At 67.3% G+C, this 16,270-nt stretch carries 16 protein-coding genes, 1 tRNA gene and 2 pseudogenes; 11 read left to right on the top strand and 8 right to left on the bottom strand.

The window, feature by feature from the left end:
- Nucleotides 1-37: 37 nt before the first annotated feature.
- Nucleotides 38-1,201 carry a CaiB/BaiF CoA transferase family protein gene (locus G8760_RS21565; RefSeq protein WP_166354900.1) on the bottom strand — a complete coding sequence of 388 codons (1,164 nt, stop codon included), beginning with the start codon at nt 1,199-1,201 and terminating at the stop codon, nt 38-40.
- Nucleotides 1,201-2,094, bottom strand: a complete 894-nt coding sequence (locus tag G8760_RS21570; RefSeq protein ID WP_166354901.1) for an ABC transporter ATP-binding protein — start codon at nt 2,092-2,094, stop codon at nt 1,201-1,203. The genes G8760_RS21565 and G8760_RS21570 overlap by 1 nt, the downstream gene beginning before the upstream one ends.
- Nucleotides 2,095-2,220: 126 nt before the next feature.
- On the opposite strand from G8760_RS21570, the gene G8760_RS21575 reads away from it, so the two are divergent.
- A complete protein-coding gene (locus G8760_RS21575) occupies nt 2,221-3,732 on the top strand; it encodes an AAA family ATPase (RefSeq protein WP_166354902.1) in 1,512 nt (503 codons plus the stop codon).
- Between the two features lie 4 nt (nt 3,733-3,736).
- Here the strand turns inward: G8760_RS21575 and G8760_RS21580 are convergent, their stop codons facing one another.
- The gene (locus G8760_RS21580) at nt 3,737-5,020 is read right to left on the bottom strand and encodes an aspartate aminotransferase family protein (RefSeq protein WP_166354903.1); all 1,284 of its coding nucleotides are present in this window, start codon (nt 5,018-5,020) and stop codon (nt 3,737-3,739) included.
- Between the two features lie 288 nt (nt 5,021-5,308).
- Between G8760_RS21580 and G8760_RS21585 the strand changes: the two genes are divergently transcribed.
- The 5 genes and pseudogenes from G8760_RS21585 (at nt 5,309) to G8760_RS30955 (ending at nt 9,423) form a co-directional block, all read left to right on the top strand.
- Nucleotides 5,309-6,397: a pyridoxal-phosphate dependent enzyme gene (locus G8760_RS21585; RefSeq protein WP_166354904.1), complete on the top strand. Its 1,089-nt coding sequence runs from the start codon at nt 5,309-5,311 to the stop codon at nt 6,395-6,397.
- A 41-nt stretch (nt 6,398-6,438) separates the two neighbouring features.
- On the top strand, nt 6,439-7,926 hold the full coding sequence (locus G8760_RS21590; protein WP_166354905.1) for a M81 family metallopeptidase: 1,488 nt from the start codon (nt 6,439-6,441) through the stop codon (nt 7,924-7,926).
- A 100-nt stretch (nt 7,927-8,026) separates the two neighbouring features.
- Nucleotides 8,027-8,767 (top strand): hypothetical protein, encoded by a 741-nt coding sequence (locus G8760_RS21595; protein ID WP_166354906.1) that lies wholly within the window; start codon nt 8,027-8,029, stop codon nt 8,765-8,767.
- 76 nt (nt 8,768-8,843) lie between these two features.
- Nucleotides 8,844-8,920, top strand: a tRNA-Ile gene (locus G8760_RS21600).
- A gap of 233 nt (nt 8,921-9,153) precedes the next feature.
- Nucleotides 9,154-9,423, top strand: a pseudogene (locus tag G8760_RS30955) (toxin-antitoxin system HicB family antitoxin).
- A gap of 135 nt (nt 9,424-9,558) precedes the next feature.
- Here G8760_RS30955 and G8760_RS21610 read toward each other — a convergent pair.
- From G8760_RS21610 to G8760_RS21620, 3 genes are all read right to left on the bottom strand, one after another.
- A complete protein-coding gene (locus tag G8760_RS21610) occupies nt 9,559-10,230 on the bottom strand; it encodes an SRPBCC family protein (protein ID WP_166354907.1) in 672 nt (223 codons plus the stop codon).
- Nucleotides 10,227-10,583, bottom strand: a complete 357-nt coding sequence (locus tag G8760_RS21615) for an ArsR/SmtB family transcription factor (protein ID WP_166354908.1) — start codon at nt 10,581-10,583, stop codon at nt 10,227-10,229. The genes G8760_RS21610 and G8760_RS21615 overlap by 4 nt, the downstream gene beginning before the upstream one ends.
- Nucleotides 10,584-10,750: 167 nt before the next feature.
- The gene (locus G8760_RS21620; protein ID WP_166354909.1) at nt 10,751-11,833 is read right to left on the bottom strand and encodes a type IV toxin-antitoxin system AbiEi family antitoxin domain-containing protein; all 1,083 of its coding nucleotides are present in this window, start codon (nt 11,831-11,833) and stop codon (nt 10,751-10,753) included.
- Nucleotides 11,834-12,033: 200 nt separating this feature from the next.
- Here G8760_RS21620 and G8760_RS21625 point away from each other — a divergent pair, with 200 nt between their 5' ends.
- Entirely contained in the window at nt 12,034-13,356 is a 1,323-nt protein-coding gene (locus G8760_RS21625; RefSeq protein WP_166354910.1) for an MFS transporter, read from the top strand.
- Between the two features lie 123 nt (nt 13,357-13,479).
- Here G8760_RS21625 and G8760_RS21630 read toward each other — a convergent pair whose 3' ends face one another.
- Nucleotides 13,480-14,004 carry a hypothetical protein gene (locus G8760_RS21630; RefSeq protein WP_207782590.1) on the bottom strand — a complete coding sequence of 175 codons (525 nt, stop codon included), beginning with the start codon at nt 14,002-14,004 and terminating at the stop codon, nt 13,480-13,482.
- Nucleotides 14,005-14,176: 172 nt separating this feature from the next.
- Between G8760_RS21630 and G8760_RS21635 the strand changes: the two genes are divergently transcribed.
- The 4 genes and pseudogenes from G8760_RS21635 to G8760_RS21650 all read left to right on the top strand — a co-directional run bounded on the left by G8760_RS21635 (nt 14,177) and on the right by G8760_RS21650 (nt 15,615).
- Nucleotides 14,177-14,401, top strand: coding sequence for a hypothetical protein (locus G8760_RS21635; protein WP_166354912.1), 225 nt, complete (start codon nt 14,177-14,179; stop codon nt 14,399-14,401).
- The gene (locus tag G8760_RS21640; RefSeq protein WP_166354913.1) at nt 14,377-14,685 is read left to right on the top strand and encodes a type II toxin-antitoxin system PemK/MazF family toxin; all 309 of its coding nucleotides are present in this window, start codon (nt 14,377-14,379) and stop codon (nt 14,683-14,685) included. The genes G8760_RS21635 and G8760_RS21640 overlap by 25 nt, the downstream gene beginning before the upstream one ends.
- Before the next feature lie 37 nt (nt 14,686-14,722).
- A pseudogene (locus tag G8760_RS21645) lies at nt 14,723-15,316 on the top strand (WYL domain-containing protein); the annotation flags it as partial.
- The gene (locus G8760_RS21650) at nt 15,313-15,615 is read left to right on the top strand and encodes a hypothetical protein (protein ID WP_166354915.1); all 303 of its coding nucleotides are present in this window, start codon (nt 15,313-15,315) and stop codon (nt 15,613-15,615) included. The pseudogene G8760_RS21645 and the gene G8760_RS21650, both read left to right, overlap by 4 nt.
- 66 nt (nt 15,616-15,681) lie before the next feature.
- Here G8760_RS21650 and G8760_RS21655 read toward each other — a convergent pair whose 3' ends face one another.
- Complete coding sequence (locus G8760_RS21655) at nt 15,682-16,227, bottom strand: CGNR zinc finger domain-containing protein (RefSeq protein ID WP_166354916.1); 546 nt, start codon at nt 16,225-16,227, stop codon at nt 15,682-15,684.
- Nucleotides 16,228-16,270 lie beyond the last annotated feature (43 nt).

Raw genomic sequence — 16,270 nt, forward strand, 5'->3', positions numbered from 1 at the left:
TAGCGTGACAGTCGGGATCTCCGATGTCAAGAGACGATCATCCCGCGGTTGGGCCGGTAGCGTCGCTGTCACCCGTCGTGGCTGGCCAGACCGCCCCGCCAGCACACCACCGCCGTGCATCGTCGGCGGGGATCCCCCACTCGACGAGAACCTGCTCGACGTCGATGTCGCCGCTCGCCGGCCGCGCCTCGGCCGGGGTGCGCGAGAGGCGAGGGGCAGGAGCCGGAAGTACGGCACCGTCGAACTCCATGAAGGTGCCTCGGGCCCGGTTGTGCGGATGCGCCGGCGCCTCGTCCAACAACAACACCGGGCTGAGGCACGCATCGGTTCCTTCGGCCAGGGCCACCCACTCGTCTCGGGGCCGAGTGCGGAAGATCGCGGCCAGCCGCTGCTTGAATTCCGGCCACCGAGGCCGGTCCCACTGTGGCATCGTCTGCGCGTCTACCCCGATCAGCTGGCACAGCGCGGCGTAGAACGGCGGCTCCAACGCACCAACCGCCACGTGCCGGCCGTCGGCGGTTTCATACACCTCGTAGAAGTGCGCCCCGCTGTCCAGGACGTTGCCGCCCGGATCGGCCGGCCACTGACCGGCCGACCGCATCGCGTGCACGGTGGTGGCCAGCAGCGCCGCGCCGTCGACCATGGCCGCGTCGACCACCTGGCCCTGCCCGGAGGCCCGGGCCTCCAACACTGCACACACCACCCCGAACGCGAGGATCATCCCGCCGCCGCCGAAGTCACCCACCAGGTTCAACGGGAACAGCGGCCGCTCGCCGTGCCGCCGGATCGCCCCCAGTACTCCCGCGACCGAGATGTAGTTGATGTCGTGTCCGGCGGCACCCGATAGTGGTCCGTCCTGTCCGTATCCGGTCATCCGTGCGTACACGAGGCTCGGGCGTCGCTCGAGGCAGCGGTCGGGGCCTAACCCGAGCCGCTCCATCACCCCCGGACGGAACCCTTCGATCAGCACGTCACTCGACTCCACCAGCCGCGCGGCCAGCTCTTGGCCGGCGGGATCCTTCAGATCGACGGTGACTGGCACGAAGCCACGATGACCGGTTGACATGCCACCCAGGGCGGAAGGCCCGGGCCGGCTCACTCGGATCACGTCCGCGCCCATATCCGCCAGCATCATCGCCGCGAACGGAGCTGGTCCGAGGCCGGCGAATTCCACGACTTTCAATCCACGCAGCGGGCCCATTACCCCAGTGTGGCCGATGCCCGCTCTGGTGTCGTGGCCCCCGGGTGGCGCGCTGCCGATGTCCGATGGCGGCCGAGCGGCACCACCATCGGCGTGTCCGTCACGGGATCCGGCACCACCCGGCACGGCAGTCCGAAGACCTCCTCGACGAGTTCGGCGTCGACGATGTCCCGCGGTGGCCCCTCCGCCACGACGCGACCGTCTCGCATCGCGATCAGGTGGGTACCGTAACGAGCCGCGTGGTTCAGATCGTGGAGCACCGCCACCAGGGTGTTTCCGTCGCCGTGCAGGTCGGTGAACAACTCCAGCAGCTCGATCTGGTGGGTGATGTCGAGGAAGGTGGTCGGCTCGTCGAGGAGCAGCAGTGGGGTCTGCTGGGCCAGCACCATCGCCACCCAGACCCGCTGTCGCTGCCCGCCGGACAACTCGTCGACCAGCCGAGTCGACAAGTCGGCGACGCCGGTGGCTGCCATAGCCGCGGCGACGGCTTGCTCGTCGGCGTTGCTCCATTGCCGGATGAAGCTCTGGTGCGGGTAACGGCCGCGGGCCACGAGGTCGGCCACGGTGATCCCGTCCGGGGCGATCGAGGTCTGGGGCAGCAGCCCGAGCCGGCGGGCGACCTCCTTCGCCTTGTACGACGTGATGGATTTGCCGTCGAGCACCACGGTGCCGGCGGCCGGTTTGAGCAGCCTCGATAGGGCGCGCAGGAGTGTCGATTTGCCGCAGGCGTTGGGGCCGACGATGACGGTGAAGGATTCGTCGGGGATCGACACGGTGAGCCGTTCGGAGATGACCCGCTTGTCGTAGCCGATGGTGGCCTCGTCGACGTGCAGTCGAGACGCCACCGGGGTGTCGCCTCCGGCTCTAACGTGGTCGTGATCGACGAGGGTCACAGTGCCATCCTCCACCCGTGAATTAGCCTAGCCTAACCTATCGTAGAGCGTGGGGCCGGACTCCCTCACCGCGGACGGTGTCAGTGGTCAGCAATGACCCAGCGGCCGCGCGAATAGAGTCACCCTATGGACCACACTGACGTCAGCCGGTTCGCCGCCACGTTCCAGGCCTTCCTCGACCAGGTGGTCGAAGCGGCCCGGTCGGCGCCGGACGGAGCGGTGCCCGTCGCCGAACGGATCCACACCTTCCTCGGCCAGGACCCGGTCACGTTGCCCGTCATCACCGAGCCGTTCCCCACCTTTCAGCTCGCCACCGTCCAGGTGGCGCTCGACCGCCTGCTTCAGCGGCCAGGTGTCCAGCATGAGTTGCTGGGAATCGCCGGCGACGGCCGGGAACACGAATCCCTGACCGAGATCCTGGAAACGTCGCGCCGGCACGGGCGCTTCTGGATCGGCTCGGTGGACTACACGTCGGTGCCCGTCGCTATCGACGACGACATGACGTGTGTGCGGTTCGGCCTGTACCTCATCGACGATGGCACCCGTCGGCTCACCGTCCTGCTCCGCGGCGGCGACCCACTACACGGCTCCCCCGCCATGCTGGAAATCCTCACCGGCTCGATGCCGGACGCCAAGGCGTGGCTGGCCGAGCTGCGCGCCGAACGTGCCACCAGCGACGTCCTGCGCGGCCAGGTGCTCTCATTCGAGCCGAGCGAGTTCGAGCCGGGCGCCGGCCCGGTCCGTTTTCATCGCCGGCCACAGCTCGACCGAGACGACGTCGTTCTGCCCGAGGGGGTATTGGAGCGGGTCGAACGCCAGGTGATCGGCATCGCCCGGCATCGCGACCGGCTACGCCGCGAGGGCCGGCACCTCAAGCGAGGGGTGCTCCTGTACGGGCCACCCGGCACCGGCAAGACGCACACCGTCCGATACCTCACCGGTGTGTTGCCAGACTTCACCGTCGTGCTGTTGGCCGGGCCTGCCATCCGGTTCGTCTCGGAGGCGTGTGCACTGGCCCGCAATCTGCAACCCGCCCTCATCGTGTTGGAGGACTGCGACCTCGTCGCCGAAGACCGCTCGTTCACCCCCGAAGGCAACCCGCTCCTGTTCACCGTGCTCGACGAGATGGAAGGGCTGGCCGACGACGCCGACGTCTGCTTCCTCCTCACCACCAACCGGGCTGACTTGATCGATACCGCGTTGGCGCAACGGCCGGGCCGAGTCGACCTCGCGGTGGAGGTCCCGTTGCCCGATCCACCCGGGCGACGCCGTCTGTTCGAGATCTACGGCCGGGGCATCAGCGTCCAACCGGCCGAGGTCGACACGGTGGTCGAGCGCACCGAAGGGGTGCCGGCGTCGTTCATCAAGGAGATGACCAGGCGCGCCACTCTACTCGCCGCCGAACGCGACGCCGACGACACCACGGCCGCCGACGTTCTCGCGGCCATCGACGAGCTGACGGCGGCCCAGGAAGCGCTGACCCGGCGGTTACTCGGCTCCGGCGACGACCACGAGCCGGACATCGACGAGATCGACGACGATCCAGGGGACATCGATGACGAGTTCGAGACGCCGGCCACGGATCGCGGATGGTTCGCTTACGCGCCGCGCTCGGGACAACGGTATCGGGGCCGATGACACCTCAGCCGGGCCCCAGGGACTCCGATGCTTCGTCGGCCAGGGCGGCGTCGAGGCGCTCGAGGGTGACGGTGAGTTCGTCGTCCCCGTGTCGCGTCGAGACGTACCAGATGCCGCGGCCGGCCACCCACAAGCCGTGCCGCACCAGCGTCTTGGCGAACCTCGCGTAACGGCCGAGGTCAAGCCGGGCCAGGCCGGCATGCTCGTGGATCGGTTCAGGGTCACCGAAAGACACGTGGAAGGCCATGGGCAGCCCTTGTGTCCGCACCGGCAAGCCGTGTTTGGCGCCGAGCTCCTGGATCGAGTCCATCAGCGTCGAGCCGAACGCTTCGAGCCGAGCGTAGGGTGGATCTTCGCGCAGGATCGTCAGCGTTTCGATCACCGCCGCACACGCCGCCATGGACGAGTTGAACGTGCCGGAGTGGTTCACGTCGCGGGCGAACATGTCCATCAGCGCCGCCCGGCCGGCCAGGGCCGACACCGGCCAGCCACCAGCCATCGCCTTTCCGTAGACCGCGAGGTCGGGGGTGACCCCGAACCGTTCGGCGGCGCCCCCCAGAGCTACTCGGAACCCGGTGATGACCTCGTCGAAGATCAGCACCACTCCGTGCTGGTCGCACAGCTGCCGTACGCGTTCCAGGTAACCCGGCCGGGGCGGGATGGCGCCGCTGTTACACATGACGGGTTCGACCACCACGGCGGCGACGTCGTCGTGTAACGCCAGCGCCGCGGCGAGGGCATCGGCGTCGTTGTAGGGGACGAAGTACGTGTCGTCGAGGTGGTGCGCCAGCTGGCCCGCACTGGCCGGAGCGTTCACTCCGGCCACATTGGCGACCAGCACATTGTCTAGCCAGCCGTGGTAAGTGCCCTCGAATCGGACGAACTTGGTGCGGCCGGTGGCGGCGCGGGCCAACCGCAGCGCCGCCTGGTCCGCCTCCGTACCAGTCAGCCCGAACCGGACCCGCTCGGCCCAGGCCACGGTGTCGAGGAACAGCTCGCCGGCCCGGTTCTCCAGCACATGTTGCGCGCCGAACACCGAACCGCGCCGCGCCGCATCGGCCACCGCCTGGTTGACGCGGGCCGGCGCGTGTCCGAGGAAGTTGGGTCCTTGTCCCAGCAGGTAGTCGACGTAGGTGTGGCCGTCCACATCGAACAGCCACGCACCCGCGCCGCGTTCGAAGAACACCATGGGCCCGGCGAGCCGCACGTTCGAGTGCACGCCACCAGGGGTGATGTCGCGTGCTCGGCGGCCGAGCTCGGCCGATCGGGTGCTGGTCGTCGACGACATTGGACCTGCTTTCCGAACGAGCGGCGAGAGCCTTGAGGACACCCACTCCCCACCCGTCTCGTCAAATGGTTCATATATTCTGTTGAATGAATCCGATAATACGGAGCACAGAGCCACGAGACAACCACGAAGTCCCGTTGAATGAAACGTCCATCGCATCTATTGACGCTTTTTGTCCGGCAGAGTTACTGTGAGCGCCCAAGCTCGCGAGTCTCCAGGAGGAGTACCCTTGCCCTCGACGCCACCGGTCGAGTCCCGCCCGAGCATCCGCCACCCCCGGCGCCCCTCGTGACCAACCACCACGGTGGCCTGCGACGCTTCGCGGCCGACCTCCCCCGGGTCACGGAGTTCGTCACCCTGGGCGAGGGCGATACACCCTTGCTCCCGCTCCCCCGCCTCGCCGCCGAGCTCGGGTTGAACCAACTCTCCGCCAAACTGGAGAGCACCAACCCCACCGGCTCGTACAAAGATCGCGTTGCCGCTATGACCATGGCTCTGGCCCGAGACCGCGGCTACCGAGGCTGGATCGCCACTTCGTCCGGCAACGCCGGGATGGCGATGGCCGCCTACGGCCGCCGGGCCGGCCTCCCCGGCTTCCTCTGCCTGGTGGCGAGCGCTCCGCAGCAGAAACGGCTGCCATTGGTCCCCTATGGCACCGGGGTCGCCGCGGTCCACGATGTCGGCGACGGCGGATCGGCGGCTGCCGGCACCCGGCTCATGGAGGCGGTCCGCGACGCCGCCACCCGCCATCAGCTCTTTGTCGCCATCACCGCCGGCAGCTTCAATCCCGACGGCATGCGCGGCATCGACACCATCGGCTACGAACTCGCCGAACAGGCATCTGACATCACCCACGTCTACGTCCCCACCGGCGGTGGGGGGCTGCTGACCAGCGTCGGCCGCGGACTCGCCAGGCGCGGCATTCCGGCGGCGCTCATCGCCTGCCAACCGAGCGGGTGTGCACCTATCACCCGCTATCTTGCCGGCGAGCTCGACGCTCCCGCCATCCAGCGCTGTGACACCAGCATCTCCGCACTTCAGCTCCCCCACCCACCCGACGGACTCCTGGCCGCCGACGCCGTCCGCGCCAGCCACGGATGGGGCACCGATGCCGACGACGACGCCATCCTCACCGCCCAGCAGCGGCTGGCCACCACCGAAGGGGTGTTCGTCGAGCCGGCCGCGGCGTGTGCGGTGGCCGCGCTGGTCGAGGACGTCGATCACGGCCGGGTCGGACCAGACCACCACCCGGTGGTGATCCTCACCGGAGCGGGATGGAAAGACCTCGGCCGGTACACCACCATGGCCGACCAGATCCCGGTACACGCCGTCGACACCGTGGCCGCTGCCGTCGACACCTGGGCCGAACACCTCTGACCACCACGTATTCCGGTATCCGCCGGAGGTAAGGAGATGACGTGCCACGTATAGCCGTTCTCGGGCTATCACACGAGGCCAACACGTTCTCGTCCCGGCTGGTCGACAACGCCGTGTTCGAGGCGGAGGGTGTGCTGCGCGGCCCGGAGATCCCCGCTCGCCACGCTGGTGGCACGTCGACCGTGTCCGGCTTCCTCGCCGCCGGCGAACGGCTCGGTATCGAGCTCGTCCCGCTGGTGATGTCCACGATGGTCCCGTCCGGTGTCATCACCGCCGACGCACTCAAAACCAGGGCGGACGAGCTCGTCGATGCCCTGTCCACCCACGGGCCATTCGACGCGGTACTGGCATCGCTGCACGGCGCGGCGGTGTCCGAGGAGATCCTCGACGTCGACGGCTACCTGCTCGGCCGCTTTCGCGACGTCGTCGGTCCGGCCGTACCCATCGGCGTATCGCTCGATCTGCACGCCAACATCAGCGCCGCCATGTGCCAGTACTCCGACGTCCTGAACACCTACCGGACCAACCCGCACGTGGACGCTCACGACGTGGCCGAGGAAGTCGCCGAGATCATCGTGCGAACCGTCCGCGGCGAAGTCCGGCCGACCCAGGCACACGTCCCGATCCCCGCGGCCATCAACATCCTGTGCCAGAACACCGACGAGTCACCCATGCGCGATCTCCTGGCCGACGCTCGCGCGCTGATGGCCACACCCGGTGTGCTCTCGGCGACCGTGGCCGAGGGGTATCCGTACGCCGACGTCCCCGAGATGGGCATGAGCGTCGTCGTCGTCACCAACAACGACCCAGCCGCCGCCCAGCAGCACGCTCGCCACCTGGCCAACCGGGTCTGGAGCCACCGTGCACGATTCGACGTCGCCGCCCCCTCCCCGGACGCGGCCATCGCCGAAGCCCAGGCGGCCGCGCACACCCCCACCCTCCTGCTCGACGTCGGCGACAACATCGGCGGCGGATCCCCGGGCGACTCCGTCGTCCTGCTCAACGCGGCTCGGGCCACCGGCTACCCGGAGCTGCTGACGATCGTCGCCGACGCCGCGGCGGCCAGCGCATGTCACACCGCCGGTCGCGGCGCAACCATCGAGCTGTCGATCGGTGGCAAGACCGACCCCCGGACCGGGCCACCGGCCCGTGCTCACGGCGAGGTGCTAGCCCTGCACCATGGCACGTTCCAGGTGCACGGGCCGGTCCATGCCGGCATGAGCCACGTCCGCGCCGGCCCCAGTGCCGCGGTCCGCCTCGACTCCGGTCAGACCGTCATCGTTACCACCGAGGCGGTCATGCCGCTGGGCATCGACCAGCTCACCACCCTCGGCCTCGCCCCGGAACAGTTCGGCGCCATCGTGGCCAAAGGAGTCCACTCGCCCCTTGCCGGGTACGGACCATACGTCGCCGGCATCGTCCGGGTCGACACCCCCGGCATCACCGCCGCCAGCCTGGACGGGTTCACCTACCACCACCGCCCCCGGCCGATGTTCCCGTTCGAGCCCGAGACCACCTATTCGCCCTAGTGCCCTGGCGTGGGTCGAAGCGGACCGGCAGTGTTCCGACAGCCGTCCCCAAGCCACCGGTCCGACACTGGATCACACACGAGGACGGAGGTGGCCTTCCATGACCGGCCAACCAACAGGTATCAAGAAGCTCACATCAGCGGACACGAAGACGTGGGGCCAGATCGAGAACACACAGATCTTCGGCGGCGAGGTGATCGAGCCTTCCGACGGCTACCGGATGGGAGCGGCGTACTGGCGATTCGACAAACTCGACGACGCACCAATTCCGGCCCCATACGACGAGGTCTGGATCGTCTGCGCCGGCGCTCTCTCGATCCGCCATGACGGCGACGGCGTCACGGCGGAGACGGGTGAGGTGATCCTCGTGCCGCGGCACACCCCGGGCGTCGCCGAAGGCACCGCCGGAACCGTCGTGCTCACGGTAGCCCACCCGCCCAGTTGGCAGGTCGACGAAGCGGCGTGGCAGGCCGCACGCACGAGCACGCCGGGTGATGTTCGCGGGTGGAAACCCACCACCAACGACCTGACACCCTGGGGGCGCACCGGCGACCCCGAGGTGTTCATGGCCAACCTCGCCGCCGGACCCGCGGGCTTCGGGCTCGGTCTCACCTTCGGCCGGTTGAAACAGGGCGCTAGCACGACGCGCGGCGGGCCCGACGTGACGTACGACGAACTCCTCACCCCCACCCGGGGCAGCTTCGCCGTCTACGCCGCACACTCGGAGACCACGATTCAGCCCGGTGAGTTCGTCTACCTACCCGCGGGCCATGGAGGGACGATTCACGCACTCGACGACGCCGAGATCATCATGATTCAGCACCCCGGAGCGAGGAGCTGACATAGCCGCCGCAACTATGCGCCCGGGGCGACCAGAGTCCCGGCCACGCGGGCTAGGATGTCACCGGCACCCTGCGGGGGCGGTAGCTCAGCCGGTTAGAGCAGGGGACTCATAATCCCTTGGCCGTGGGTTCGAGTCCCACCCGCCCCACCAGGTCGTCTTGTGCGAATCCCGCGGCCTGTTGGCCTGCGGGCTATGCATCCCGCAGTTTCTCCTCGTGATCCGCGCGTGAACATCCAGAGCCACAGAGGTGAAGCCAAGCCATACCAGGTGCGCCACGTCCTGGCGGCCATAGACAAGCTCCAGAAGGAGGAGGAAAAGAAGCCGCGAACACCGCAGACCACTACACCTACCGGGTCCGCTGGTCGGCTGAAGACGGCGCCTACATCGGCACCGTCGCCGAACTGCCCTCCCTTTCGTGAGTCGCAGACCAGCACCTAGAAGCATTCCAGGGGATCCACCGAATCACACGAGACGTCGTGGAAGACATGGAACGCAACGGCGAAGCCGTGCCCGAAGCCATCGTGGAACGCAACTACTCCGGTAAATTCCAAGTGCGTGTTGCGCCAGAGACGCACCGCCAGCTCGTCATCGAGGCCGCCGAAAAAGGGGTCTCGCTTAGCCATCTAGCGGCGACACGCCTAGCTTCCCCCTGAAGCGGCGTCATCCACCACAACACACAGGATCCCCCGCACAAATCGCGGTGGGGCGCCGCCCAGGTGCGAAGTTAGACATGTGCGTGACCGAACAACGTGCCGCTCATGGCCACACCCACCACGCACCAAGTCGCCCTACGGCTGCCCCTGCTGGCTCTCATCCGATGCTGCGACCTCGTCGCCCCTATAGAAGGCTGTGGTGCGTGCTTCCGCGCCACGTGCGTCGGACTCCGGCATACCGGCGGCGACCGATGCGTCCGCCCACCGGCGAGACACTTCAGCGACGAACTGCCGGTACTGGTCGGTCTGGACCCATTCGTCGGACTCCGGCGGCCTCGGTGCGCCGGTCGTGATGTGGAGGGCCAAACCGAGGAAGGCGAGGTCCCAGCCGACACCGGTGGCACCCGGCCCGTAGGTCGCCCAGAAGTCTTTCGGCACGTCGCCGCGGTGCTCGAGGGTGAGGCGCGCGCCGTCACCTGCCTGCTCGATCCGCACCGTGATGTCGGACGTGCTTTCGCCGTACTCCCACGTGGCGGAGAAACTCTTCGGCGGGTCACACGCCGTGACCGTTCCACCTGCGTTGTTCTCCACCTGATAGCGTCCGCCGCGTTGCAGATCACCGGAGACCGGCGCGAACCAGCGCGGCAACCGATCGGTGTTGGTGCAGGCGTCCCACAGGTCTTCGACGGTGGTGGCATAGACCTGGCTGATGGTCGAGACGATGGCCGTCGCTTCGTCTTTCTCGGTGATACCTAACCCGCGCTCAACGGCGTCGAGCTGGCCTTCGGTATTCGGCTGGTCAATCATGGCGACTCCGCTTCCTGTGTTGATTGGATGCGCCGCTCGCGCTTGCCACGGGCAATCTCGGTATCCAGCGCGGCCAGCCGGGGCGCCCAGAACGCACGGAAGCCGTCCAGCCATTCGTCGGCCTCCCGGAGCGGGTTGGCGTCGATGGCGTACAGCCGCCGGGGCCCGTCGACACGCACCGTTGTGAAGCCGCTCTCCCGCAGCACCTTCAGATGCTGCGAGACGGCGGGCTGACTGATACCGAACTCCTCGCCGATCCGCATCGCGAGCTCACCTGCCGGACACTCGCCGTTGGCGAGCAACTCCAGCAGGCGACGCCGCACGGGATCACCAAGGATGTCGAGAGCATGCACAGCCCGATCATTTCAGCTACGACTTATATAAGTCAACGCTAATTCGCATCAAGGGTGAACGTCGCCACCTGATCATGTGCGAGTTACTCCCCCCAGGACGTGAGTAACTCGCACATGATCAAGGAGCAGCCCCGCCCGGCCTCCTCACACGCCCCACAATCGCCGGATCACCGACGCCGACCGGCGAGGTACGCACCCTCCAACTCCCGCAACACCACGGCCGGTTCCTCACGAATCCGGCGCGGAGCGACGGGCACCACGAGCCACCCAAGAGCGGCGTACCTGGCCCGGCGTCGCTCAGTGCGCTCCGGCGCATCGCCGAAACCGTGAAACGCACGGGAATCGACTTCGACGACGAGCCGAGCGTCAGGCCAGCAAGCGTCCGGATAGAGCCCCCTGGTACCGGGCAGGGGCTGGTTCCACCGCGGTGGCGGGAGCACCCGGCTGGTCGCGATGAGATCTCGAAGTTCACACTCCGGCGCAGACCGGCATCCCGCCTCGAGATCATCAAGGACTCGACGCGCCAATGCCGTGTGCCGACGGCCGGTGGAGTCCAGCTGTTTGGCCAGATCAGCGACGCTGCACTGCCCGGTCTGCACCACCTCGCACAACAGGGCCCGCACGTTCCGCAGTGCCGTAACGGCGTGCCCACGACCCGGTTGACACACCGGGCATCCGTTGCCGGACGGACACGTCGCCTGCCATGCCGCAGGAAGCCAGAACGGTTTGGTGACGGTGTTGATCACCGCGCGGGCGGGCGAAGCCATCGGGATGACGCCGGTCCGTGCGCCTCCCGCCAGTTCGTCCGGTTCGTCGTACGCCATGGCGATGGATCGACCAACGTCCCCGACAGCCTCGGAATCGACCCAGTTGTGCCAACCGTCGTCGGCCGCGACGATCCGGGTCAGCTGCACGAATCCGCTGGAACTACGCCGGGACCGCCACGGGACAAGAACCACGATCCGCGCATCCCGTGCCGGGCCGTAACTCAAGCCGTGCATCCAGCACGCCCAGGCGCCGGCGATCCTGGCGCCAGGCCCGGCGTACAGGATGGCGGCGCGCAACTTGTGCAAATCGCTTAGCGGTCCCGTGAACGTGGCGTACACCCCGCGCACTATGCGCCGCCAAGGGCCGCCGTCGCGCAACCGGTGTTCGATCGCCCTAGGTGACAGGCCAGCTCGAAGCAACTGCCACCGACAGACGATCCCGTCCTGCAGAAGGGCTAGTTGTTCGATGCGGTCAAACGCCATGCGGTACAGCGTGCCGGATCTCCGCCGCGCACACGTCCGGATAGAGAAACCGGACCAACCTCGTTGATCATGTGCGAGTTACACCCCCCATCGTGGGTGTAACTCGCACATGATCATGGAACGCTCGTCGGCGCGCCGCGTACGCGTGCTTTCCGGACCCGTTGAGCCGGAGCAAAACCGGCACCTGGTTACATCCTGGGATGACGTCGCCGCCGAAGAGGCAACTCAACCCGGCTGACAAGCGTGGGCGGATCGCGTGGGCGGTCTGGGACTGGGGCTCCCAGTCCTTCAACTCCATCATCCTGACCTTCGTGTTCACCGTGTATCTCACAGAGGCGGTGGCAGCGGACTCCGACAGCGGATCACGAGACCTGGGTATCGCTCTGGCCATCGCCGGGGCCATCGTGGCGGTTCTCGCGCCGGTCACCGGGCAGCGTAGCGACGCTCGAGGCCGCCGGAAATTGTGGCTGGGAGTGCACAGCGTGCTGGTCATCGGCTGCATGGCTGCAATGTTCTTCGTCCAGCCCGATCCGTCCTACCTGCTACTAGGGCTCATCCTCATCGGCGCGGCCAGCATCTTTTCCGAGTTCGCGGGGGTCAACTACAACGCGATGCTGATCCAGGTATCCACCCGCGAAACCATCGGCCGGGTGTCCGGTTTCGGGTGGGCCATGGGCTACTTCGGCGGGCTCACCGGACTCGTCGTTGTCCTCTTCGCGTTCGTCCAGCCCGACGTCGGCCTGTTCGGCGTGACATCCGACGACGGCATGGACATCCGCGCCGTCGCCGTGTTCTGCGCCGTGTGGTTCGCCGTGTTCGCCGTACCGCTGTTCGTCTACGTGCCCGAGGCTCCAGCGTCCGGCGACCCGCAACGCCAGAACATCCTGGCCAGCTATGCGCTGCTCGGCCGGCGAATCGCGCGGATGTGGCGGGACGAACGGCGCACGCTGTGGTTCCTCGGCGCCAGCGCCATCTACCGGGACGGGCTTGCCGCCATCTTCACCTTCGCCGGGGTGATCGCGGCCGGCACCTTCGGATTCAGCTCCACCGAGGTGATCGTCTTCGCGATCGCGGCCAATCTTGCGGCGGGGATCGGCGCCATGATCGGTGGCCTTCTCGACGATCGGCTCGGCCCGAAGACGGTCATCGTCTCCGGCCTTACCGCGCTAGTACTCACCGGAACCGCGATCGTCGCCGTGCCGGAGCGGCCGATGTTCTGGGCGGGTGGCCTGGTCCTCGCGTCACTGGTCGGACCGATCCAGTCGGCCAGCCGCACCTTTCTCGCCCGGATCACCCCGGCGGGCCTCGAAGGGGAAGCGTTCGGTCTCTATGCGACCATGGGCCGCGCCGTCAGCTTCACCGGTCCGCTAGCGTTCAGCGGGTTCATCGCCCTGTTCGGCGCCCAACGGGCCGGGATGGTCGGCATCCTGCTGGTGCTCGTCGTCGGCCTGGTCGCCATTCTCGGTGTACGCCCACCGCAGCACCCCCTTACGGCCGTCGCGTCGACTCCGGCACCACACTGACGTCCTGCACCGCATGGCAGGGACCCCGCGGTGGCTCACCGCACTGGCCCGGCCGGCCGGTGTCCTCGACTCCCATCAACGGATGACGCCGGCCTGCTCGGTTGTGCTGAAACCTCGATCGTCTCAGTTGTGGGTGTCGTCATCCACCGGCGTCGGGTCACCAACTGAGACGACCCCGACGTGAATACCACCCATAGTGTGCGCGACGGTCCGTAGTCCCCCGCCAATGGGAACCCAGATAAACGGCGGCGGACTGAACAATCCCGCGTGGCTCGGCAGATCCTCTCCGTGATCGATTCGCATGCACCCGATCCTGGCGGTCTTGCCCTGAAAGGCGTCGTAGCGGATGTGGTAATACCTACCGCCGTATGCAACGACCTTGTCGATGTAGCGTTGGTCGTCGCTGCCGCGGATGGCGGCCCAGTGCCTCGAACCCTCAAACTGTTTCACCGACGGCGTATCCCACAGTTGGCGGTTGGTCGGCCCGCCGTCGAGCGACGATGGACAATCGGTGAATCCTGGCAATCGGGGCACTGCCGCCGATGCCGCCGGCGCCGTCGCGGTGAGCGTGGCCGCCATCAACCCGACCGCAGCCAGCGCTGCAGCCATTCGACGCCCCCGCGCCGCCCGCTTCCGTGTCGCTGCCATAGTGTCGCCCTTCTCGTCGTCACTGATTCATCCATCTGATGAACCACTACCGATCGTTGATCGACGGACGCACTCGACGCACGATCTCCAGACAAAGCCAGACATGTGGCGTGGTATCGCCATTCACTTACACGCATACCACCAGCGATAAGGCAGACAGTAGAATGACGGTATGGCACGCGAGAAGATGACGGTGACCATCGACCCGCAGACGCTCCAATATGTCGACGCGAACGCTCGCGCCGACAAGCTGAGCCGCTCGGAATACGTCGAACGTGTACTGCGGCACGAGCACTATCGACGCCTGCTGGCGCAGGCCCCACCCACGCGGCTGCAACGCGACGAAGAGCAGTCGCTCCGTGACCTTCTTGAATGGCAGGACGAAGCCGCCTCGTGAACCCCGGCGAGATCTGGCAACTTGAGCACCGAGGGCTCAGACTCGTGCTGAGCAACGCCACCTACAACACCTCGCAGCTCAACCACGTCATCACGGCCGTAGTCCGGACCACACCGCCTACCGGGTTCCAGCCGTTCGCGATCGAGACGCCGCATGGCGTCCTATTGCCTGACCGGCTCGCTATGCATCCGCGGCACTGGCTCGATGAACACGTCGCCACCATCGATCCCGAACATCTAGCCGCCGTCCGCCAACACCTGGCCTTCCTGATCTGCGACCTGTGAGACGGCGCCGCTATGAGGTCGCTGTAAGGAGGCTTGCCCCGAGATACCTGCCGACACCCTGATGGCCATCGCCGACGCCTGCCGCCGACATGAGGGGCTCCGCTTCGACTACACCAGCCCTCGCGGCGGCGATTCGATCCGGGCCGTGGAACCGCACCGGCTGGTGAACTTCGGCCGGCACTGGTACCTGGTGGCATTCGACACCGACCGCAACGATTGGCGGACCTTCCGCGTCGATCGACTCTCCTTGCGCATCCCCACCGGCCCGCGCTTCTCGCCGCGCGTCCCGCCGTTCGATGACGTCGCCGCCTACCTCGCCCACCAACTCTCCGTACGCACCTGGCCATGCCAGGCCACGGTGACGCTGCACGAGTCCGCCGAAAACATGGCCGGCCGGGTATGGCCGGGTATGGGTGTCCTGGAAGCCGTCGACGACCACAGCTGCCGGCTTCACCTCGGCGCCGACTCGATTTCTTCGCTCGTCTGGATGATCACCTCGGTGGATGCGGACTTCACCCTCGTCGACGGCCCGCCCGAACTGGTCGACGCCCTGCGTCGCCGGGCCGACCGTTGCCGCCGCGCCGTAGCGGATGGCGATCAATCAAACACATGTTCTAGTCTGTCGCCATGACGGGGGAACGTCGAACCGAAACGGTCGATTCACAAGATGTACTCAACATGCATTGGCCGGCCGATCCAGCCGCGTTTCCGATACACGACCCTGGCCTGGCGGTCCGCGTACGGCTGGTATGGGAGCACGACGGCGAGACGTTCATCGAGGGCTGGGCCATCAAATGGGACGCCAGTCATGTCTACGTCGCGGTGGAGGACCACCGCCTTGATCGCTCTGGAGTCTGGGTGAAGCCACACGACGTCTATCGACGCCATCCCACATTGATCATGCGCGGACGGGTGGAACCGGATTTCTGACCACCCGCACGCTCCCTCCCATCCCGGGCGGATGGGCCGGAGTAGTGGCCTGACCAGCCGGTGCGGTCACGGCCGGCTCGTGCGACGTTGGTAGTAGGCGCGGGTCTTGCTGCGGTTTCCGCAGATACGCATCGAACACCACCGCCGGGAGCGGTTCTTCGAGGTGTCGTAGTACACCACCTCGCAGTCGGCGGCCGAGCACAACTTCAGCCGTCGCCATGTGCCCTCGGCCGAGGCATACACGATGACCGCGAGGACCTCGGCAACGAACCGCCGCACACCGGCGCCGGCCGGACACAACGTAGCGGCCCCATCCGGCCCGAACTCGACGATCAGCCCGGCCGGCGCCGCGAGTGCGGTCAGCGCCGGGGCATCCACCACCAGGTCGTCGCCGTGGTGCCGGCGCAGCACGTGCCGCAACTCCGCCCGCAGTTCGCGGACCCACCGCAGATCGGTGCCGGTGAGGTCGCTGCCATCGGCCGCGCGGTCATGGCCGGTCAGCCATCGCTGGAACCCCTCGACATCGTGGAGGTCGTCTGCACCGCTACTCACGTCGACGGAGTTGAGGAACGACTCGACCAGCCAGAGGTCAGGCGGCACGTCGGCGCTCACCTCGCCATACTCTCACACCATCTTGACAGTTTCACCGGTGTCA

This window comes from Phytoactinopolyspora limicola (assembly GCF_011320225.1).
GTDB classification, from domain to species: Bacteria; Actinomycetota; Actinomycetes; order Jiangellales; family Jiangellaceae; genus Phytoactinopolyspora; species Phytoactinopolyspora limicola.